The organism is Lysinibacillus sp. BNK-21 (assembly GCF_048684915.1).
In the GTDB taxonomy this organism is placed as follows: domain Bacteria; phylum Bacillota; class Bacilli; order Bacillales_A; family Planococcaceae; genus Lysinibacillus; species Lysinibacillus capsici.
Genome location: NZ_JBLQTS010000001.1, coordinates 1346087 through 1364541, shown reverse-complemented (window position 1 = coordinate 1364541; position 18455 = coordinate 1346087). Strand labels below are relative to the sequence as shown.

Genomic DNA, 18455 nt, shown 5'->3' with positions numbered 1-18455 from the left:
TTAATAAGTTATATAAGTTATTAACGTATCTATGAAAGTTTTTTTGTAAGCACTCATATGGCGCATCATCCAATCAATATCTTTGTCACCAACTCTTAATTTAAAGAATCTTTTAAAATCCTCTTCACTCAAATTCAAACCGTATTTTTCAGCACATTTTTTAGTTTGACCGAAACACCAGTCTTTATTTTCATCAGTAGCTAATTCTGACTTTAAACGTGCGTAATCAATTTCTTTATGGAATTTGCCATTTCGAAACCACGTAGCTTCTGTGTATTCCCACGCTGCCATTGAAATTTCAATTGCTGATTTATCATTGTCAGCATCACCAAAATTTTTTAAATACTGTTCTAAATTAGGTACTATTTTCGCTAATGTTGCTAAATTTTCTTCGTTGTAGTCAACTAGCACATAGAAAAGTGTTTCTCCATCACCATCCGTTTCAATGATTTCCATACTATTTAATAGTTCTACTTTATCTTCACTTGATAACATTGTTATCTCTCCTTTGCTCAACAATTTATTTCATTTACTGAACAATATCTTTCACATATCCAATAGCTGCTACTGGTTGTCTTTAGCTTCATCGTAGCAATCTTCGTGATACCATAAAGAGTCAGTGTCTAATAATGAATTACCACAATCAATCATTAAATCTTCTTCACCTAACCGCCCACACCATTCACATCTTTGTTTAACTGATTCCATTTTGAACCCCCTAGTATTAATTTGATATTTGTTATTGGTCCAATGACGAATTATTACTACTGCACCTATCTTTCCAGTGATTTCACGCATGTTGTAATAAAGTTTCAAAGCATTCAATGCTGTAATCTTCAATATGGTCACAAATATCGCATTCTGCATAATAAGCGATAGATTGTCCATCACCATTTTCATCAATCTTTTGTACGTGGTGTTCAATAACCTCCTTGCATTGAGGACACTCAATATTTGAATGAAAATCCTCAAGTACTAAACTTGCCATCAGGATACGCCCCTCTCTTTAAGATTGTCTTGCTAAACAATATCTTTCTGAAACGAACACTTATTTTCTTAAATAGAATGAAATACTTCCCTTCACAATCACTTCTAAATATCCTAGTTCAACCAATTCGTTAATCGCTTTTTCAGCATTTGCATAACCACTTCTAAAATTTCGTTGCACCCTATTAGGACCAAAGCTATCCCCCGCATTTGGTGCAACTCGGTCCATAAATTCGATAACTTCTGCTTTTTCCAACTTGTCACCCCTTACAACACAGAATCTTCCTAATATAATTTTCCACCATGTTTATATGGTCGCGTTTTGTTATACGCCATCTTCGCCATGATGATTGATTCTAAGTCGATTCCTTTTGAACCAGCTAAATCGAACACCCTGATACATACATCAGCTAATTCTTCTTGGAATTTCTGTGATTCCCCTTTTCTGTCCGCTTCTAGAGCTTCGCTGACCTCACTGTGTACTAACGCTAAAATTGTGCCCGTCTCACGTTGTTCGTCATACCAGCCCTTTTGAATTGCTGTTTTGTGTGCTTCTTTACATAACCCATTGATTGTCATATCCATGTAAAATCTCTCCTTAAATTTTTCTAATGCTGAACAATATCTTTCAATAAACCACTACTTTTAATTTCCCTTTCTTTGCCATCTTTTGTTGTACTGCCATAAATTTCATAACCGCTTCTTGTTCTGTTTTAGCTGGCTCAATCAGTTTCAATTCAGCAAAGTATTTTGTTATGCTTTTATAGCAACGGATTACTTGATAAACACCCCACTGACCATTTACATTATCAACGACACGTAGCTGCTGTTCTTCAGGTGCTAAGGCTATCTTTATCCCTAGCACCTTTTCAACTTGGCGTACCTGTTCAAATTGTTCTTTCGATACAACAACTTTCACGTACTTTCACCCTCCCAAACTCTCTCATAATCCCAAAACAACTCGCCAGATGAAATTTTTCTCTTTTTCCGTAGACTATCCGAACATGTTTCATAGATTAAGAGACCATCAAAATCTTGATACCAAACTCGAATCAACTCTTTTGTAGCCTCATTTTCAAACAGACAGTTGAAAATTTTTTTAACCTCGATTTTCTCGCCTTTATAACTTAAAACAGGATTATCCATACTACTTCCTCCTGGTTAGTTACTTTCCGCTTCTTTTAAATATCCCAATGACATTAATAGCATTACTGATTAAAACCAATCTTTTTTCTAACGGTAAAGACAACCATTTAATTTTCATCTACTAAGCCTCCACCTTGTTATTGAATTGCATTGGGAACGGTAATTCATCCGGTAATATATTGATTGACATTAATTTCTCCGAAGTTTTCATTGCATCTTTTATACACCCTCGATATAACCCGCTTCCTGAAAACCACTTATCTTTAGCAATTATCTTGTTGCATTCTTCATGAAGATGGAAATTGTTACGCTGTTCATCTTCTTTGGCATTAACGTAAACAGCATTTACACCTTTTTCAATTTCTTCTTCACATCCAAAACACATATGCACCTTTCGAGTTGTAACAATTCGTTTGTCTTTAACCTGTAGCATTATTCCACACTCCCTTTTAATTATTTTTGATTTTCTTATTACGTTTCGATACATTTTGTGGTAATCCATATTTCTCTTTTACTTCTTGACGGGTCATTCCATGTGCTATACGACAATGCGCTTCAGTAATAACATTGCCAATATGGTTACAGTCCTTAACTGGACACTTGATATAACCACCGCCTTGTTTAGCACTCCAATATTCGACCATGTTTAATCAACTCCTACCGCTTCTAAATAGTGAACTGTATATATACCTGACTTAATACGAGGACAATGATCTCGGAAAAATTGAAGTGGTATGGATTTTGAACCACCTTGTTGTCCAGCTACCCAAGCAGTTTCTAATTGCTCAAATTTAAGTAGATAAATTTCAGGTTCGTTTTTCCCTTCTATCCAGAAGCAAATTAATAAAAATGCTTTAGCACCGTTTAAATTCCAAGAATGTAATTGCTCATATTGCTTCTTAGTTAAGTTGTTCAAAGGGAAATTAGTTCTACGACGGATTTCTTTTGCATCAAATATGATGGCTTGCCCTTTATACACACCGCTATAATCCACCCATGACGCACTACCAAATTTACCCTCAACATTTTTTCCTTCTGTCTCAACAATCCTCACTGGCGTTGGCACTTTACGGACGTCAGCAAAGTTGTTATTACGATATTGTTTATTTGTCCCGTCAATTAAATTTTCGAACACTTTCCCTCTGTTCGCATGGCTGCGTGAATAAGATTGCTTTTGTTTTCTCATTGCGCCTCAACCTCTCACTTGATTTTGTAGATTTACTTATTCATTAATTTTTCATTGATAAATTCATAGCATTTTTGTAATTTGAAAATGTTAAAGACTTCTTCAAATTCCGCTTCTTTGGCAACGACATAAAACTTCTCTGTTCGGCTAACTTGGATGTTTCCAATGCGCATGTTACTGCCAATTTGTAACGCCTCCAATTGTCGATAGACGTAATCGTTATTCCGCATATTTACTTCGCAGTCAAACATGCTTAGTTGAACAATTGACATAGCTAACAGCCCCTTACACGTACCTTGAATGCGGTCCATTAAATGAACCGCATTTTTGCTATCTAAGTTTTTTAATGCTCATGATGACGTAATCCTCTGGTATGTCATCCTCTCCACCTTCTTGAAGATAAGTGACTCTTACCTCAACAAATCTCCCCGTGTACACTTGATTGTCATAGTCAAATTCATTTATTTTTAGCTTGTCCCCTACTCGGAAACTTTGATTATTAAAGCCATACATAAAAGTTTTCAATCCTGCTTTTATTGCTTCGAATTGCTTGGAATAGCTGTCTAATTCATGAGTCATAGGTTTTTCCTTTTGCTCGGACTCAATGACTTCTTGCTGCATTTCTTTTGCAACGGCTGGCGTTAAAGGTTTACCTTCCTTAAATTCCTGAACCGCTTCTTGCTGCTGTTCTTCTGGCAACCTCGACATTTCGTAAGCCGTGGTAATATTAATCTTTTCTTCGCTAAATTCTTCTTTAAGTTCAGGTATTAACTTAGTGTTAATGCTGTCCATTCGAGCAATTTGCGTAGGGGAAACATTCATAAGTTGTGCAATGATGTCTCGTTTTCTTCCAGAGAACGGAACACCACTTTTCTTCAGTTCAGTTAGCAGTTCTTTTAGTCTGGCTGCTTGATACGTTTTCTCGTAATCTGTTAATTCACGAGTAGTTGAATTTGCCATAATTAATTGCAATTCAGCCTGTATGTCGTCCATTGATCTTTGAATTTTGCACGGTATACGTTTAAATTCCTCGTTACCTTCCTCATAAAGCTCTTGCATGGCTTTAAAACGTCTATGACCACTAAGTACCTCATAGCCATTTTCGACTTCTCTAACAACTAAATTTTGCTGTAATCCAGTCAGCTCAATACTTGCTTTTAGCTCTGTTATATCTTTAACAACGTACTTATTCATTTCAGATGGAAATAGCTTTTCAATCGGGATAAGGTCTATCTTGAATGCCACTCCGCTTTTTTCTGTCGCTTCTTTAGACTTGTCATTCATTAATTGTTTTAAATTAAAACCCATGTGTCCGCTCCTTTGTGTCCGAAACTATCACATATTTAGATACTCATTTACTAACTCACGATAGTCTTGTCCAGCAGTAGATTTTTTGTAATCTAGCAATGGCTTCCCTGCAAACGTCGTTTCATCTACTTTTACTGTTTTCCGAATCTTTGTGTGGAAAAGTGGATAATCTGTGGATGAAAACAAATATTCGCTTCCTTGCTTATTGACACTATTCTTTTGAAACATCGTTATAAAACACCCACGGAAAGTAAGATTGTCATTAAACTCCCTTACATCCTCTATTTGGTCTACAAGTTGCTTTAAACCATCAAAAGTGAACTGGTCAACTTTAATCGGCACTAACACGTCATCAGATGCAACAAGTGCATTAATAACCGTCATATTGATGTCAGGAGCATTGTCGATAATACAATAATCGTATTCATCATCTAGCTGCGCTAAAGCTTTGCGTAAACGTGTTTGCTGTGCACGTGAAACATCTAACAATATCTCTTTATTGGCACGTAACAGATTCATATTTGCTGTGATAATATCTAGTCCCTCATATTGCGTCTGCTGTATAACGTCCTTAATATCTAAATCACGTACAGTCAGTAATTCCGCAATACCGTCATTATTGTCACCATGTAAACGGAAGAATTTTGATGTGTTTCCCTGCTTGTCATTATCAATAAGCAGTACCTTTTTTCCATGTTCTTTTACAAGCGTATAAGCAATATTGATTGACGAAATGGTTTTAGCCACTCCGCCCTTTAGATTTATAATGCTGATTATTTTCATTCATTCGATCTCCTTTTTGTTTTATTGGTGAGTCTATCCGCTTCATTCGGACATACAAATACGCTCCACTTACAAAATCAGAAAATTGCACTTGCATGTCTTTGAATTGATAGCCTTTGTGCCATGATTCAAATGTTTCTTGCGCTGAAATTTCTTCCTTAGCAATCTTTTCAGCACGTCTACGTGTTAATTTAGTATCTGCAACTGTAACGGTTGGTTGTTTTAAATTCCTTGATGGTGTATACCGCTTCATAGTTTTGTTGCCTTTTTCTTTAGTGATATAGCGAGCCATTCCTTCAAAGCCGAAATCATCACCTTGTAGTCGTCGGGATTGAGTACGCCCCCCACAATTCCACAACTCTTCCGCAATGTCTCTGTCAGGAAAGTTCGTAACCATGTGATGGTGTGCCCTCACTTTATTTCCATCTCGTGTATGCTCTGTGACATAGATGTATTTCAGTTCAAACCCTTTGTACTGCTCCCGCTTTTTCAACCAATTTTTCATTCGTCTGATAAGGTTCGTCATATCCTTCTTTGCTTGCTCAAAATCTGCTGGCATTTTCCCTGGTGGGTATGTGTACGTTAGCCATAAATCCACAAAACTTCTGAAATTAGCGTTAATTAGCCTTGTTACATGTTTTTTTGTATTTTTATCATTCAGATTCTTTTGTGCTTGGCTACTTTCTTCACTCCTTTTTTTCCGTGACTGTGGTATTTTCCAAAACGGATATGCTTCCACTTCCAGAATTGGACCACTCTTAATCGTTTTCACTCGATACCCTGCTAATGAGTCCGAACGTAAACTCTCAATATGAGCTTCACTACTATTCTTTTTTTCTATTGCAAACGATTCCTCATAAGCTGCTAATACATATTTAACCTGGTTCTTTCTTTTACTCATGGCAACTCTCTCCCGTGATGTTGTTAATAATCTATTAGCCTTGTTAAATTTTGAGCATAGTCGTAAATATAATATCTATTACAAGGACGTAATTGACTGGTTGCCATGAAGGTTGCTATACTAGCGTTAAGGTATTTGGCAATAGTCAAATAAAAGCCGTACTTATATGAGGTACGGCACAGAGATTTAGATTGCTAGCTATGTGCAGTAGTTAGCAATTTTTTATTTTGTTGGAGCAGGCACTTTTTTGATGTGCCCCTTTTCTTTGTTTTTAATGTTCCAATACTGCTCGTCCGAAGATACAAATAGCCAGTTTTTACAATTCAGACGCATACTGCTTAGGTACATTTTTTCTGAACGAGTGAATTTTCGTGGACGTTTTACTTTCATAACAATGCTCCTTCCATTATTTTGTCATGCTTGATAGGTTATCCCATCAAGCAGCCTATAAATATTTAGCGCATCTTTATATGACACTTAAAGGGGGAGTTATAGATTTATAGACTGCTTGACGGAAGCGAGTAGACACTCGCACCGTTTCTTGATATACTGTTTTTATTGACTAAACAAATCAGTACATTTAAGCTGCTTGATCGCTCCAACGATTGAGCAGTTTTTTATTGGAGAAATAACCTAAACACCTAATGCGTTGTTTCACCGTCATGTTTTTCCACGCCCTAATTTTGATGCGCATTGAACTTTACCACCTTTGCTTGTACTCCTTTTTCTAAGAGGCTATCAGCAATGTCATAGAATCCTGTTCCGCACTTTCCCTTGATTTGTTTTTCCAAGCTCTCCATGTAATCAACACTGTTTTCTAGTGCCACTATTCGCTCACGAATCGAGTCATAATCTCCATTACGCAAATGTAAATTAATTACTTGCAATACATCCTGGCAACACGCTTTTTGATTTGCTAGTTCAAACTCGGATATTTTCTTTTCACCAGAAACATCTTTATTCGAAAAATCGACGAATACCAAATTTTCTAGCCCTTTGTTGTACGCTTCCTGTAATTGATTAAGCATCCTCATTCCTCCTATATCTTTAAATAACTGCATTGTTTACATTGCTGAAATATCTAACTGAAGTTTGTAAGTAACCAAAATCATGTCGCCAATATTGGATTCACAACTCAAAAAAATTCCCTCGTCTTTGCTATTAGTGATTTTTAAATTCAAATTTTCGAAAACTTGTGGTAATAAAGAAACCACTATCCCCTGCTCTTTCTGACTAATTGCATTTATACCAAGGGCTTCCGCTTCTTTAATTAATTCCGCTCGCAGGTTGTGGTATTCAGAAACAGAACTAAATAAATACATGTCTGTTTCTAATTCAAATAAATACTTAACCGTTTTTTGACTCGCAATTACTCTTTGAACAAATGCTTTAATTGCTTCAAGCGTCACATCATTTGGCATATTGATTCCCCATCTCTTTCCTAGAAGGAACAGGGGAAACCATACATCCAATGTTGAGTGGTGTCATATTTTTGACTGCTGCGTGTAACTGTTCCTCGTTAAAAATCCCATATTTCTCTAGTGCTTTCTTTATCTTTTCCATTTGTGATGTATCTGTACTAGACATTGCTTTTACCTCCTATAAAAATTGCAAAAAATTGACGTTGCTACCGTCTTATAAGCTATAAGTCCGAATTATTTATACCGTCATCGGCTCGGTATCACAGCGCTTCAATACTTTTTTGCTGAAAGTATTTACGAAACCACTTTTTCAACAATATCTTTCTTTTGTTCTTTTGCTTGTTGTTGAGTTAGATAGAATGCATTGGTAGCTCCAACAATAAACATTAATTGGTCGTTATCTAGCATTCTTAGTTTTTCTAGTACATTTGTAATTTCTTCTTCTTTCGCCATGTTTATCACCTCATTGCGTTCTCTTGGGAACAATATAACACCTTTTTCGTGTTCTTTCAAGAACAAAATAATTTTTTTCGGTATATTTCGTTCTTGCAGGAACAAACTATTTTTTGTACCATATAGGAAAGGCGGTGTTTATTTGATGATTGGGGAACGAATACAAGAAATTAGAAAAGAAAATGGGCTTTCACAGGAGGAATTCGGCAAGCGCTTAGCTGTTTCCAGAAATGTAGTTGCGAAGTATGAGAATGGGCTAGTTGAACCACCAGAACTATTCATAAACCATTTGTGTATTAAATTTGGAGTAAGTGAAAATTGGTTAAAAACTGGGGAAGGTGAAGTTTATAGTGCTATTAACGAAGAAGATCTCTTTTCTGAAAAGCTTGGGAAGATTCTAGCTTCAGAAAATGACATGATAAAGGATATTATTTCAAAGGCAAGTGAACTCGATGATGATTACTTATTGATGCTTCACCAGCTTATTGATGGTATGCTTGCTAAACAATTAAAAAAGTAGCTCTTATTCGTCAGAGCTACTTTTTTTTATTGCCGCTTTTACTAAATAAAACAACCTACGTATTAATTTTTCATCATTTAATTCTTCAATCATTTTTATTAAACTTTTCTTCACTCTTACCACCTCTTAGTACATTATACACCGAACTTATGTTCTTACCAATTATATTTTATGTATCTTAAAACAATCCAATAATGACAACATTCGACAATATTGGGTTAATCTTATTTTATATCCATATACCTAATTTTCATAATTATTTTGTACGACTAGCTTCGACATATGAAGAAATATTTTCCTCTATATACATTTCCTCCGTTACCAATTGACTATTTCTTGTCGAATTATGTAAAAATTTGCCAAAATGAAATTACTGTCATTTAACCATTTTTTCAAAGTTTTTACAGCATTTTGTTATAATTAAGCAATTACGTGAAAAAGGTTGAAATCTATTTCCTACCATGACTAATATACAAATATAAAGAGAATGTAAGAATTATGGCTCTTTTGAATGAAAGCGAGGAATTATAGTTGAAGAAAGCAGCTTTATATGTACGTGTGAGCACATTACACCAAATTGACAAAGATTCATTGCCCTTTCAACGCCAAGAGTTGGAAAATTACGCTAAATACGCTTTAAATATAGAAGATGTAGAAATATTTGAAGATGCTGGTTATTCAGCTAAGAATACTGACCGCCCAAAATATCAAGAAATGATGAAGCGTATCCGAAATGGAGAATTTACACATTTACTTGTTTGGAAGATTGATAGAATATCTCGTAACCTCAAAGATTTTTCGGAGATGTACGAAGAATTAAAAGAGTGTAAAGTCACTTTCGTTTCAAAAAACGAACAATTCGATACATCTACAGCAATGGGCGAAGCAATGTTAAAAATAATACTTGTATTCGCTGAATTAGAACGAAAGTTGACTGCTGAACGTGTATTCTCAATTATGTTATCACGTGCTGAAAAAGGATTATGGAACGGTGCAACTGTTCCATTCGGTTATGTATGGTCTGAAGAAGAAAAATTTCCAGTCATTGATCCTGAAGAATCAAAAATTGTTCAATATATCTATAATTTATACGAAACATTACGTTCCACATTGAAAGTGGCATACCGTTTACATGATGAAAATATTGCTACTAAACGTAACGGTCAATGGACAGCCAAGACAGTCCGTGATATTTTACGAAATCCTTTCTATATCGGGACATACCGCTACAACATGCGTGAAAGTGGAGGTAGCAGAAGGCTTAAAAACAAAGAGGAATGGATTGTTGTTGAAAATAACCATCCTGGCATTATCGAAAAGGAACAGTACGAACGAGTAAACAAACTGTTATCTGATAATTATAGAGGTTTAACCGATGTTCAGCGTGCAGATATTCACAAGCATATCTTTTCTAAAATGTTGTACTGTGGCAAATGTAATTCACTTCTTACTTCTGGATTAGATGTAGCACGAAAAGACGGCTATCGTCCTTCTCGATATACATGCGTTACATCGGGTGGTGCAAAACGATGCAGCAATTACGTTAGTGATATTATTATTGGGCCATTTATTTTTAATTATGTCTCTAACCTAATTAGACTACAAGAACGCATAACACCTAAACACTCTTTGCGTGACATGGAAAGAGCCTTACTACGTGGCAATCCTTTTATTGATGTAGTTGGTGTAGATAACGAATCTTTAAAGGAAACCTACTTTGCCCTAACAAACAATATGTCTGGACAAGAATACTCCATTAATACAAAAGATGAAATGGACATGCCTAACCTCGAAATTGAACGTTTACAAAAAGAGAAAGCTAAGTATGAGAGAGCACTTAAAAAATTAGAGGATTTGTATTATTTTGGTGAAGAAGAAGAAGCAATTAGCCAAAAGGATTATATTTTTAAAAAGCGTGATTTTCAAGAACGCTTAGAAGAAATTGACGAAGAAATTAATATATCGAAACAAAAAAGTGAGGATAAAACCAGTGATGTATTCATTGATTACGCACAACATTTTTTAATCACTAAAGAAATGCAACAAGCTCGACAAGTTGATTACCGTGAATTATCCGAAATTGTTGGCAGAGAAGCGTTATCTGATTTCATGCACACCATAATTGATAATATTGTAGTTATTGATAAACGTGTCCAATCCATTACTTTTAAAAATGGTATTACACATACATTTGCGTATAAATCACTTACGCAGAGCAAATCCTCTGCACCAGCTAAGATGCAGTACAAAAATTATGAAGGTGCGGTAATCGAGTACTTGAAAGACAACGGACCCACTTCACGTGCTGATTTGCAAAAGGCTACTAACATAACTCGTGATGGTATCTTTACTTTACTAAGCGAATTAATTGAGCGTGAGATTATTATAAAAACTGGGCAATCTACAGCTACACGTTATCATTACAACGAAAAACAACATAATTAGTAATATTATGTAAATAGTAAAGAGAAGGACAGAAAGCTTCTGACCCTCTCTTTACTTTTTTACTTATATGGACGAGTTTAAAGATTCTTTAAAGTATTGATTTTAAATAGTTTATGTTATCATAATTCAAGTATCGAATATACTCAAAAGTTATTTTAGCACAGTTACAAAGTGCAATTGAAAGGATGAATTAAAACATGAGTTACGAGCTTACGAAAACCGTATCTCTATATACGTTAGGTTGTAAAGTAAATCATTACGAAACAGAAGCAATTTGGCAGCTGTTTAAAGAAGAAGGCTATGATCGAACAGAATTTGATCAACAAGCAGACGTTTACGTCATTAATACATGCACAGTTACGAATACTGGAGATAAAAAATCACGTCAGGTTATTCGTCGAGCAATTCGCCAAAATCCGGATGCAGTTATTTGTGTAACGGGATGCTATGCACAAACATCCCCTGCAGAAATTATGGCAATCCCTGGTGTTGATATTGTTGTTGGAACACAAGATCGTACGAAATTACTTGGTTATATTGAACAATATCGTGCGGAACGACAACCGATTAATGCTGTACGTAATATTATGAAAAACCGAGTATACGAAGAATTAGATGTACCAGCATTTACAGACCGTACACGTGCTTCGTTAAAAATCCAAGAAGGCTGTAACAATTTCTGTACATTTTGTATTATTCCATGGGCACGTGGTTTAATGCGTTCTCGTGACCCACAAGAAGTATTACATCAAGCACAGCAATTAGTAGATGCTGGTTATCTTGAAATTGTCTTAACTGGTATTCATACAGGTGGCTATGGTCAGGATTTAAAAGATTATAATCTTGCTCAATTACTACGTGATTTAGAGGCCAATGTAACAGGCTTAAAGCGTCTTCGTATTTCATCCATTGAGGCTAGTCAATTAACAGATGAAGTAATTGAAGTACTACGTGAATCAAAGATTGTCGTGAATCATTTACACATCCCTATTCAATCTGGTTCTGATACAGTATTAAAACGTATGCGACGTAAATATACAATGGAGTTCTTCGGTGAACGTTTAACAAAATTACATGAGGCTTTACCTGATTTAGCTGTTACTTCTGATGTAATCGTTGGTTTTCCAGGTGAGACAGAGGAAGAGTTTATGGACACATATAACTTTATTCGCGATCATAAATTTTCTGAGCTACACGTTTTCCCATTCTCTCCTCGTACGGGAACCCCTGCTGCACGTATGGAAGATCAAATTGATGAAGACATTAAAAATGAGCGTGTGCATCGACTCATCTCTTTAAACGATCAGCTAGCAAAAGAGTATGCTTCTCGTTTTGAAGATCAAGTGCTAGAAGTTATCCCTGAAGAATTTGTGCATGATGGCAGTGAAGAAGAAGGCCTTCTAACAGGCTATACAGACAATTACTTAAAAATAGTTTTTGAGGGTCCAGAAAGTCTAATCGGACAACTTGTAAAAGTAAAAATTACACAAGCAGGCTACCCTCACTCAAAAGGACAATTTGTACGCGTTTTAGAAACAGTGAAATAAATAATGAAAAAAGGGTTGCCCATTTTATATGGCAACCCTTTTTCCTTTTAATGAAGCTAATCATTCACTTGTATCTGATTTTTCATAATATTGATAAATGCTTTTAAAGATTGACAGCTCCTATAAGAAAATTAGTAGTACAAACAAAATATCCATCTGTACTACCAGCTTTGTTAATATATTATAATATTCTACTGTCCTCTAAACTAGCATTTATCAAGGACTAGGAGGAGGTGTAAGTCCTAAAAGAACAGGCGTTATTACGCTACTGCCAGCACCAAGGCGGATTTGTTGAACTTGCAATACTTTTACAGTAAGTTCTAAGACAATTTTTTCACGTAATGTACTGAATGTCCCTTCAGGAGCCGCCATAATCGGTGAAAAATCAAGTTCAAAGAAGTTGGCAGCTACTAATTCACCAAATGGTTGTTCATTGTATTTAACAAGATTTTGGAAGAAAGCCTTATCTAATCGAGCATCCATTTGTGTTCTTTCGTTAAGGAAGTTCGCTTCAGCAAACTCGGAAATGCCTAAGATTGGTGTTGCGCCTCCAGGTGTTTGTGGGAAAATAAGATCTGTAAAACCAGAAAACGGAACGTCAGCAATTCTATCTCGAAGTGCCCCATTACATGCTGATGAAGCATATTCTATATTTTTCCGAATATGTCCTGCTACAAATAATTTAGCTCTTGTTACTCTAAAGAAATCAGTGCCACCAATACGTGCAAAGCTAACTGGTACAAGTTTCACTTGATTTAGGAAGACATTCTTTTTCACTCGTTTGATTTCTGTAGCAGCAGGGCTAAGTGTAATATCCGACTCAACAACGATTTGCAGTGTTGGTTCTGCCAATACAACTGGAACTTTGATAGTTGGCGTTGTAACTGGAGTAGTGACTACTGGTGTAATCTCATTCGTTAATGGAATTTGTTCAGTTGATGTTACAGGACAAGGTTGAAATTGGCTTTCTAATTGATCGCTCAAAAAATTCCCTCATTTCATTTTTTTAGTATTAGAGAGCTCTCCTATCGCTAGAATATGTAGCATTTAAATCTATACATGGACGTATATATTAGTTTTATATTCATTTTATTTGAATTAAGGGATAAATTTCTATAACCCTCCATTACCTTGCCAGTCAAACAGTACTTTAATTTTTTGTACTTGTAACATTTGGATAATTAATTCTAATACTATATTTTGACACAATCGATTGGGATGAATGGCTGACTTATTTTGCGTATTAGATACCCTATACTCAATATTATGCTGTATGTAGCCTTCTATAAATAAATTCCCCTTTAATACAGTTCTTGTTCCATTTCCCAATGACTGGGATCTATGAATAGGTACAAATCTACAATCGGATAGTACTACCTCATTTGTGATCTCTTTAACCTCTTCAATTCCTTTATCAAAAGCAATTTTTTCCTCCATACATATTTCTATTTTGTATTCCCCTAGCACAACAGGAACTCGTATATGTATAAAAGGCTCAGAGGAGTTAATTTCTCCTTTTTTAATTGCTTGTGAGTTATGTAAGGGAACTACTACTGATTTAAACGGATGCTGCTCACTACCATTTTTTTTATTAGTATCCGTTCTCATTAAAGAAATCATTTGATTAATGTTGGAGCTAACCAAACGACAATCTGGTTGTTCAGGGTAAATCGAAATCGTTTGGAGTAGCTTCGTCTGAAGTTGGGGAGATAGGTTATCATTTAAATCAAGAAAATCAAATATTGTATTTTGAACATTTTCACCATAAATAGGAGCATGAAGAAAATCGTTAATTTCTACATAAGTAGAAAAGGGACTTTTTTGGATAATGGTGCATACTTCTCCTTGTAAAGACTTTGCAATCTCTTTATTACGATTTGGAGGATTGTTTTTCTCCTTTTCTTCTATATCATCCAAATGCATATTATTTTCAGCCTCTGACAGAGCTCTATTGAAAGATTTTGGATTATTGTCTGATTGGGCTGTTGAATTTTGTTCTTCAAGGGAGTTCTCATCACTATCTAGTAGATGGTCAATTTCTACCTTTGTTGGACTGGGTACACTTTGATTGCATGCTATCTGGTCTAAAGTTAATTCCTCTACATGGTTCTCATCCATATGTCGGAAATTTTCTTCGTTCTCCTTAACATTCGCTTCTATAGGTATGGGTATGGACGCTAATTGCTCTATTAAGGTCACTTTTGTGTGACTCTCATCGATATCTAGAGGATGTTCGTTTTCTTGCTCAACATTTGTTTCTTTAGATATAGGTAGATCTTCATTAGATGCTAATAGCTCTGCTAAGCTAGCATCCTCCCTGAAGTTCTCAAAATTTGGGTGATGTTCGTTTTCTTCCTCAATAATCGGCTCCATAGGTTCGGGGAGCTCTTCATTAGAGATTATATGGTCTGTTAAAGTTGATTCCTCTGTAATTGGTTTATCTTCTATTTCATCAAGCAGATTATTATTTCCATTAAAAGTCTGTTCAAATGGAGATTCGTCATCTATTTTAGTTTGATACCTCCACTCAGTGTATTTATTTTGTTTAGAGGATATTTTTTTCATCTCTCTAAAATTAATCCATGGAGTTGCCATTCATTCACTCCCAAATAATGATTTGACAAAAAAAGCATAACAATCAATTTTTAATCCATTAGCTAATTCTTCTGATGCGATTATGTTAGGACAATTGAAAATCTACAATACTAATTACAATCCATATTATGCAATATTTTTACTTTTGTCACAGTCCCCACCAAGAGATACAATTGGAAAGCGCATGTCCTTATCTTGCCAAAAAAAAGCAGTTAAAAGTTCGAGTAAAAGTGAACTTTCAACTGCCCAACAACATATTTGATTTTATATCAGTATTATTGTTACAATTTTTGCTCCACTACATAAAAAAATTAACAAGGCTCAGTAGGCGGAATCATATCAGGAACAATTGGTGTTGCTGGTGGAGTAAGCCCTGGTAGAACAGGTGTTACTACACTACTTCCAGCGCCCAAACGGATTTGTTGAACTTGCAATACTTTTACAGTAAGTTCTAATACAATTTTTTCACGTAATGTGCTGAATGCTTCTTCAGGAGCTGCCATAATCGGTGAAAAATCAAGTTCAAAGAAATTGGCTGCTACTAATTCACCAAATGGTTGTTCATTGTATTTAACGAGATTTTGGAAGAAAGCCTTATCTAATCGAGCATCCATTTGTGTTCTTTCGTTAAGGAAGTTCGCTTCGGCAAACTCAGAAATGCCTAAAATTGGTGTAGCGCCTCCTGCTGTTTGCGGAAATATAAGATCTGTAAAACCTGAAAACGGAACATCAGCAATTCTATCCTGAAGGGCCCCATTACATGCTGATGAAGCATATTCGATATTTTTCCGAATATGTCCTGCTACAAATAATTTAGCTCGTGTTACTCTAAAGAAATCAGTGTTAGCAATACGTGCAAAGCTAACTGGTACCAATTTCACTTGATTTAGAAAGACATTCTTTTTCACTCGTTTAATCTCTGTCGCTGCAGGACTAAGTGTAATATCGGACTCGACAACGATTTGCAGTGTTGGTTCTGCCAGTACAACTGGAATTTTAATAGTTGGCGTCGTAAGTGGTGTAGTAACTAGTGGTGTAATCTCATTCGTTAAGGGTATTTGTTCAGTTGATGTTACTGGACAAGGTTGAATCTGATTAAATTGTTCACTCAAAAAATTCCCTCATTTCAATATAGTATTAGTGAGCTCTCCTATCGCTAGAGTATGTCGCAATTAAATCTATGTATGGACATTGAACTTGTTCTTTTACATATTTTATTTGGAATGTTTGAGGTTGTGATTTTCCCGGTTGATCTTACACAATGGGCTAAAACTCCATTTAAGCAGGGATTTAACGCAGACCCCCTTCAAATATGATTTACGTAAAAAAACCACTTAATAATATTAAGTGGCTTTCTCTAAGTTATGTTGATAATAAATTATACATAGCTGTTATTCAAATTCATAGGATATGGCAGACAGTGCGTATAATGGCGCTGTTTCTGCTCGTAAAATTCTCGGTCCTAATGACATCGTTTGAGCGCCTGCTTGTAATAGCGCTTCTGATTCTTGACGAGAAATGCCCCCCTCAGGACCAAAGATAATAAGCATTGATTTCGACTTCATATCATACACGTTTTTTAGCTTCTCCGCAAACCTTGTGCGCTTTTCAGCCTTTGCATCCTCTTCATCAGCAATAAAAACGGCATCGAAATGATCTATTTGTTGTACTAGCTGTTTAAATGATATAGGTTCAAAAACTGTTGGAATATGCGTACGGTGAGCTTGTTCCGCAGCTTCCTTAGCAATTTTCTGTAATCTTTCTTGCTTTTTTGCTCCTTTTTTCTTGTCCCATTTCACAATGGAGCGCTCAGCTTCAAAGGGTAATAAAGCAAACATTCCTAGCTCTGTGGCTTTTTGGGTAATAAGCTCCAGCTTATCACCCTTCGGTAAACCACATGCTACTGTTACTTGAATGGGTAACTCTGGGGAAGGGATTGTTTGTCCAGTCGCTTCAATGACAACCTCATCCCCTTCAAATCCTTCAATTGTGCATATATACGCAGTGTTTTGTGCAACAACTACAATGTTGTCGCCTTGCTTCATACGCATCACTCGTTCAATATGCCGTGCATCTTCTCCACTAATACGTGCATTTTCGATAGCTGTCTCAATAAAATAACGTTGCATGCCACACAGTCCTTTCTAGCAAGAAAGGAAAACGCCAAATCACAAGCACACGGCTCACGATTTGGCGCTTCCTCAGTCATGTTATAGTGGACGACGGGCAATAATGGCTACCCAATCTTCCATTAATAATACTTCTTCAATCACAAAGCCTGAAGCTTCTAGTGCTACTTTCACATCATCTCGTTTTGCACCGATGATGCCCGAAGTGACATATAATCCACCTGGTTTTACAATTGTATACGCGTCATCTGTGAAGGACATGATGATTTCAGCCAAAATATTAGCGACTACTACATCTGCTGGTTCTTTTACAGTATCCAATAAGTTACCATGGAACACTGCCACCTTATCTTCCACTTTATTTAATGCTACATTTTCTCGCGCTGAACGTACAGCTACCTCATCTAAATCAAGCGCATGCACACTTTTGGCACCAAGTAATGCTGCACCAATAGACAATACACCCGATCCTGTACCGATATCAACAACTGTATCCCCTTCTTTAATGACCTTTTCAAGTCCTTGTAAACACATTACCGTTGTTGGGTGGGTACCTGTACCAAATGCCATACCAGGGTCTAATTCAATAATTAGTTCATCTGTTGAAACAGGTGTGTATTCCTCCCATGTCGGTACGATAGTAAAGCGTTCAGAAATCTTAACAGGATGGTAGTATTGCTTCCAGGCCGTTGCCCAATCTTCTTCATTGACTTCCACAATGGATACCACATTTTCACCGATATCAATGTTAAAGTTCGTTAAATTTGTGATAGCTGCTTTTATTTCTTCGACTGTTTCATTTAAAAAACTAGACTCTGATAAATAAGCTTTAACAATCACGCCATCTTTCGGAAAATCATCTTCATTTAGCGCATAAATTTCACCATATTGATCTTCACGTGGCTTCGCAAACTCTGCAGAATCTTCGATGACAACACCACTTGCACCTGCTTCATGCAAAATATTCGAAATTGCTTCTACCGCATCATTTTTTGTATGAATGGATAATTCTGACCACTTCACGTAGCTCTTCA

General features: G+C 36.0%; 27 protein-coding genes. 3 read left to right on the top strand and 24 right to left on the bottom strand.

Going from position 1 to position 18455, the window contains the following annotated elements; genetic code table 11:
• From ACMGGO_RS06885 to ACMGGO_RS06795, 19 genes are all read right to left on the bottom strand, one after another.
• Window positions 1-495: a hypothetical protein gene (locus ACMGGO_RS06885; RefSeq protein ID WP_420281698.1), complete on the bottom strand. Its 495-nt coding sequence runs from the start codon at window positions 493-495 to the stop codon at window positions 1-3.
• A 69-nt stretch (window positions 496-564) separates the two neighbouring features.
• Window positions 565-708: a hypothetical protein gene (locus ACMGGO_RS06880; RefSeq protein ID WP_420281697.1), complete on the bottom strand. Its 144-nt coding sequence runs from the start codon at window positions 706-708 to the stop codon at window positions 565-567.
• Window positions 709-790: 82 nt separating this feature from the next.
• Window positions 791-988, bottom strand: coding sequence for a hypothetical protein (locus tag ACMGGO_RS06875; protein ID WP_420281696.1), 198 nt, complete (start codon window positions 986-988; stop codon window positions 791-793).
• A gap of 60 nt (window positions 989-1048) precedes the next feature.
• Window positions 1049-1243, bottom strand: coding sequence for a hypothetical protein (locus ACMGGO_RS06870; protein ID WP_420281695.1), 195 nt, complete (start codon window positions 1241-1243; stop codon window positions 1049-1051).
• Window positions 1244-1272: 29 nt separating this feature from the next.
• Window positions 1273-1572 (bottom strand): MazG nucleotide pyrophosphohydrolase domain-containing protein, encoded by a 300-nt coding sequence (locus tag ACMGGO_RS06865; RefSeq protein WP_306431970.1) that lies wholly within the window; start codon window positions 1570-1572, stop codon window positions 1273-1275.
• Between the two features lie 43 nt (window positions 1573-1615).
• Window positions 1616-1906 carry a hypothetical protein gene (locus ACMGGO_RS06860; RefSeq protein WP_420281694.1) on the bottom strand — a complete coding sequence of 97 codons (291 nt, stop codon included), beginning with the start codon at window positions 1904-1906 and terminating at the stop codon, window positions 1616-1618.
• Window positions 1903-2133, bottom strand: coding sequence for a hypothetical protein (locus tag ACMGGO_RS06855; protein WP_420281693.1), 231 nt, complete (start codon window positions 2131-2133; stop codon window positions 1903-1905). The genes ACMGGO_RS06860 and ACMGGO_RS06855 overlap by 4 nt, the downstream gene beginning before the upstream one ends.
• A gap of 121 nt (window positions 2134-2254) precedes the next feature.
• Complete coding sequence (locus ACMGGO_RS06850) at window positions 2255-2566, bottom strand: hypothetical protein (RefSeq protein ID WP_420281692.1); 312 nt, start codon at window positions 2564-2566, stop codon at window positions 2255-2257.
• A 16-nt stretch (window positions 2567-2582) separates the two neighbouring features.
• Window positions 2583-2777: a hypothetical protein gene (locus ACMGGO_RS06845; RefSeq protein WP_420281691.1), complete on the bottom strand. Its 195-nt coding sequence runs from the start codon at window positions 2775-2777 to the stop codon at window positions 2583-2585.
• Window positions 2778-2779: 2 nt separating this feature from the next.
• Entirely contained in the window at window positions 2780-3319 is a 540-nt protein-coding gene (locus ACMGGO_RS06840; protein WP_420281690.1) for a Holliday junction resolvase RecU, read from the bottom strand.
• A 32-nt stretch (window positions 3320-3351) separates the two neighbouring features.
• On the bottom strand, window positions 3352-3591 hold the full coding sequence (locus tag ACMGGO_RS06835; RefSeq protein WP_420281689.1) for a hypothetical protein: 240 nt from the start codon (window positions 3589-3591) through the stop codon (window positions 3352-3354).
• Between the two features lie 58 nt (window positions 3592-3649).
• Window positions 3650-4627, bottom strand: coding sequence for a ParB/RepB/Spo0J family partition protein (locus ACMGGO_RS06830; protein ID WP_420281688.1), 978 nt, complete (start codon window positions 4625-4627; stop codon window positions 3650-3652).
• 27 nt (window positions 4628-4654) lie between these two features.
• Window positions 4655-5410: a ParA family protein gene (locus ACMGGO_RS06825; RefSeq protein ID WP_420281687.1), complete on the bottom strand. Its 756-nt coding sequence runs from the start codon at window positions 5408-5410 to the stop codon at window positions 4655-4657.
• Window positions 5367-6311 carry a rolling circle replication-associated protein gene (locus ACMGGO_RS06820; RefSeq protein WP_420281686.1) on the bottom strand — a complete coding sequence of 315 codons (945 nt, stop codon included), beginning with the start codon at window positions 6309-6311 and terminating at the stop codon, window positions 5367-5369. The genes ACMGGO_RS06825 and ACMGGO_RS06820 overlap by 44 nt, the downstream gene beginning before the upstream one ends.
• A gap of 222 nt (window positions 6312-6533) precedes the next feature.
• Complete coding sequence (locus tag ACMGGO_RS06815) at window positions 6534-6701, bottom strand: DUF6906 family protein (protein WP_301254000.1); 168 nt, start codon at window positions 6699-6701, stop codon at window positions 6534-6536.
• A gap of 287 nt (window positions 6702-6988) precedes the next feature.
• On the bottom strand, window positions 6989-7339 hold the full coding sequence (locus ACMGGO_RS06810; RefSeq protein ID WP_420281685.1) for a hypothetical protein: 351 nt from the start codon (window positions 7337-7339) through the stop codon (window positions 6989-6991).
• Between the two features lie 36 nt (window positions 7340-7375).
• On the bottom strand, window positions 7376-7732 hold the full coding sequence (locus tag ACMGGO_RS06805) for a hypothetical protein (RefSeq protein ID WP_420281684.1): 357 nt from the start codon (window positions 7730-7732) through the stop codon (window positions 7376-7378).
• Window positions 7722-7898 (bottom strand): hypothetical protein, encoded by a 177-nt coding sequence (locus tag ACMGGO_RS06800; RefSeq protein WP_420281683.1) that lies wholly within the window; start codon window positions 7896-7898, stop codon window positions 7722-7724. The genes ACMGGO_RS06805 and ACMGGO_RS06800 overlap by 11 nt, the downstream gene beginning before the upstream one ends.
• Window positions 7899-8026: 128 nt before the next feature.
• The gene (locus ACMGGO_RS06795; RefSeq protein WP_349531973.1) at window positions 8027-8185 is read right to left on the bottom strand and encodes a hypothetical protein; all 159 of its coding nucleotides are present in this window, start codon (window positions 8183-8185) and stop codon (window positions 8027-8029) included.
• A 145-nt stretch (window positions 8186-8330) separates the two neighbouring features.
• Here ACMGGO_RS06795 and ACMGGO_RS06790 point away from each other — a divergent pair, with 145 nt between their 5' ends.
• From ACMGGO_RS06790 to mtaB, 3 genes are all read left to right on the top strand, one after another.
• Window positions 8331-8705: a helix-turn-helix domain-containing protein gene (locus ACMGGO_RS06790; protein WP_420281682.1), complete on the top strand. Its 375-nt coding sequence runs from the start codon at window positions 8331-8333 to the stop codon at window positions 8703-8705.
• A 531-nt stretch (window positions 8706-9236) separates the two neighbouring features.
• Complete coding sequence (locus tag ACMGGO_RS06785) at window positions 9237-11150, top strand: recombinase family protein (protein ID WP_420281681.1); 1914 nt, start codon at window positions 9237-9239, stop codon at window positions 11148-11150.
• 197 nt (window positions 11151-11347) lie between these two features.
• Window positions 11348-12697, top strand: coding sequence for a tRNA (N(6)-L-threonylcarbamoyladenosine(37)-C(2))-methylthiotransferase MtaB (gene mtaB, locus ACMGGO_RS06780; RefSeq protein WP_420281680.1), 1350 nt, complete (start codon window positions 11348-11350; stop codon window positions 12695-12697).
• A 216-nt stretch (window positions 12698-12913) separates the two neighbouring features.
• On the opposite strand, the gene ACMGGO_RS06775 is transcribed toward mtaB, so the two are convergent.
• From ACMGGO_RS06775 to prmA, 5 genes are all read right to left on the bottom strand, one after another.
• On the bottom strand, window positions 12914-13681 hold the full coding sequence (locus tag ACMGGO_RS06775) for a CsxC family protein (RefSeq protein ID WP_054550096.1): 768 nt from the start codon (window positions 13679-13681) through the stop codon (window positions 12914-12916).
• A 129-nt stretch (window positions 13682-13810) separates the two neighbouring features.
• Window positions 13811-15292, bottom strand: a complete 1482-nt coding sequence (locus tag ACMGGO_RS06770; protein ID WP_374805243.1) for a BC_2427 family protein — start codon at window positions 15290-15292, stop codon at window positions 13811-13813.
• A 311-nt stretch (window positions 15293-15603) separates the two neighbouring features.
• Window positions 15604-16404, bottom strand: coding sequence for a CsxC family protein (locus ACMGGO_RS06765; RefSeq protein WP_048392182.1), 801 nt, complete (start codon window positions 16402-16404; stop codon window positions 15604-15606).
• 279 nt (window positions 16405-16683) lie between these two features.
• Window positions 16684-17421 (bottom strand): 16S rRNA (uracil(1498)-N(3))-methyltransferase, encoded by a 738-nt coding sequence (locus ACMGGO_RS06760; RefSeq protein WP_279495606.1) that lies wholly within the window; start codon window positions 17419-17421, stop codon window positions 16684-16686.
• A gap of 81 nt (window positions 17422-17502) precedes the next feature.
• Window positions 17503-18444, bottom strand: coding sequence for a 50S ribosomal protein L11 methyltransferase (prmA, locus tag ACMGGO_RS06755; protein ID WP_004227050.1), 942 nt, complete (start codon window positions 18442-18444; stop codon window positions 17503-17505).
• Between the last annotated feature and the right edge of the window lie 11 nt (window positions 18445-18455).

Bases quoted from the DNA above. Each gene is read 5' to 3' on its own strand.
- ACMGGO_RS06805 (WP_420281684.1), bottom strand. From the start codon at position 7,732: ATGCCAAATGATGTGACGCTTGAAGCAATTAAAGCATTTGTTCAAAGA.
- ACMGGO_RS06850 (WP_420281692.1), bottom strand. From the start codon at position 2,566: ATGCTACAGGTTAAAGACAAACGAATTGTTACAACTCGAAAGGTGCAT.
- ACMGGO_RS06820 (WP_420281686.1), bottom strand. From the start codon at position 6,311: ATGAGTAAAAGAAAGAACCAGGTTAAATATGTATTAGCAGCTTATGAG.
- ACMGGO_RS06840 (WP_420281690.1), bottom strand. From the start codon at position 3,319: ATGAGAAAACAAAAGCAATCTTATTCACGCAGCCATGCGAACAGAGGG.
- ACMGGO_RS06815 (WP_301254000.1), bottom strand. From the start codon at position 6,701: ATGAAAGTAAAACGTCCACGAAAATTCACTCGTTCAGAAAAAATGTAC.
- ACMGGO_RS06880 (WP_420281697.1), bottom strand. From the start codon at position 708: ATGGAATCAGTTAAACAAAGATGTGAATGGTGTGGGCGGTTAGGTGAA.
- ACMGGO_RS06845 (WP_420281691.1), bottom strand. From the start codon at position 2,777: ATGGTCGAATATTGGAGTGCTAAACAAGGCGGTGGTTATATCAAGTGT.
- ACMGGO_RS06795 (WP_349531973.1), bottom strand. From the start codon at position 8,185: ATGGCGAAAGAAGAAGAAATTACAAATGTACTAGAAAAACTAAGAATG.
- ACMGGO_RS06835 (WP_420281689.1), bottom strand. From the start codon at position 3,591: ATGTCAATTGTTCAACTAAGCATGTTTGACTGCGAAGTAAATATGCGG.
- ACMGGO_RS06885 (WP_420281698.1), bottom strand. From the start codon at position 495: ATGTTATCAAGTGAAGATAAAGTAGAACTATTAAATAGTATGGAAATC.
- ACMGGO_RS06800 (WP_420281683.1), bottom strand. From the start codon at position 7,898: ATGTCTAGTACAGATACATCACAAATGGAAAAGATAAAGAAAGCACTA.
- ACMGGO_RS06770 (WP_374805243.1), bottom strand. From the start codon at position 15,292: ATGGCAACTCCATGGATTAATTTTAGAGAGATGAAAAAAATATCCTCT.
- ACMGGO_RS06810 (WP_420281685.1), bottom strand. From the start codon at position 7,339: ATGCTTAATCAATTACAGGAAGCGTACAACAAAGGGCTAGAAAATTTG.
- ACMGGO_RS06855 (WP_420281693.1), bottom strand. From the start codon at position 2,133: ATGGATAATCCTGTTTTAAGTTATAAAGGCGAGAAAATCGAGGTTAAA.
- ACMGGO_RS06790 (WP_420281682.1), top strand. From the start codon at position 8,331: ATGATTGGGGAACGAATACAAGAAATTAGAAAAGAAAATGGGCTTTCA.
- ACMGGO_RS06825 (WP_420281687.1), bottom strand. From the start codon at position 5,410: ATGAAAATAATCAGCATTATAAATCTAAAGGGCGGAGTGGCTAAAACC.
- ACMGGO_RS06830 (WP_420281688.1), bottom strand. From the start codon at position 4,627: ATGGGTTTTAATTTAAAACAATTAATGAATGACAAGTCTAAAGAAGCG.
- ACMGGO_RS06865 (WP_306431970.1), bottom strand. From the start codon at position 1,572: ATGGATATGACAATCAATGGGTTATGTAAAGAAGCACACAAAACAGCA.
- ACMGGO_RS06760 (WP_279495606.1), bottom strand. From the start codon at position 17,421: ATGCAACGTTATTTTATTGAGACAGCTATCGAAAATGCACGTATTAGT.
- ACMGGO_RS06875 (WP_420281696.1), bottom strand. From the start codon at position 988: ATGGCAAGTTTAGTACTTGAGGATTTTCATTCAAATATTGAGTGTCCT.
- mtaB (WP_420281680.1), top strand. From the start codon at position 11,348: ATGAGTTACGAGCTTACGAAAACCGTATCTCTATATACGTTAGGTTGT.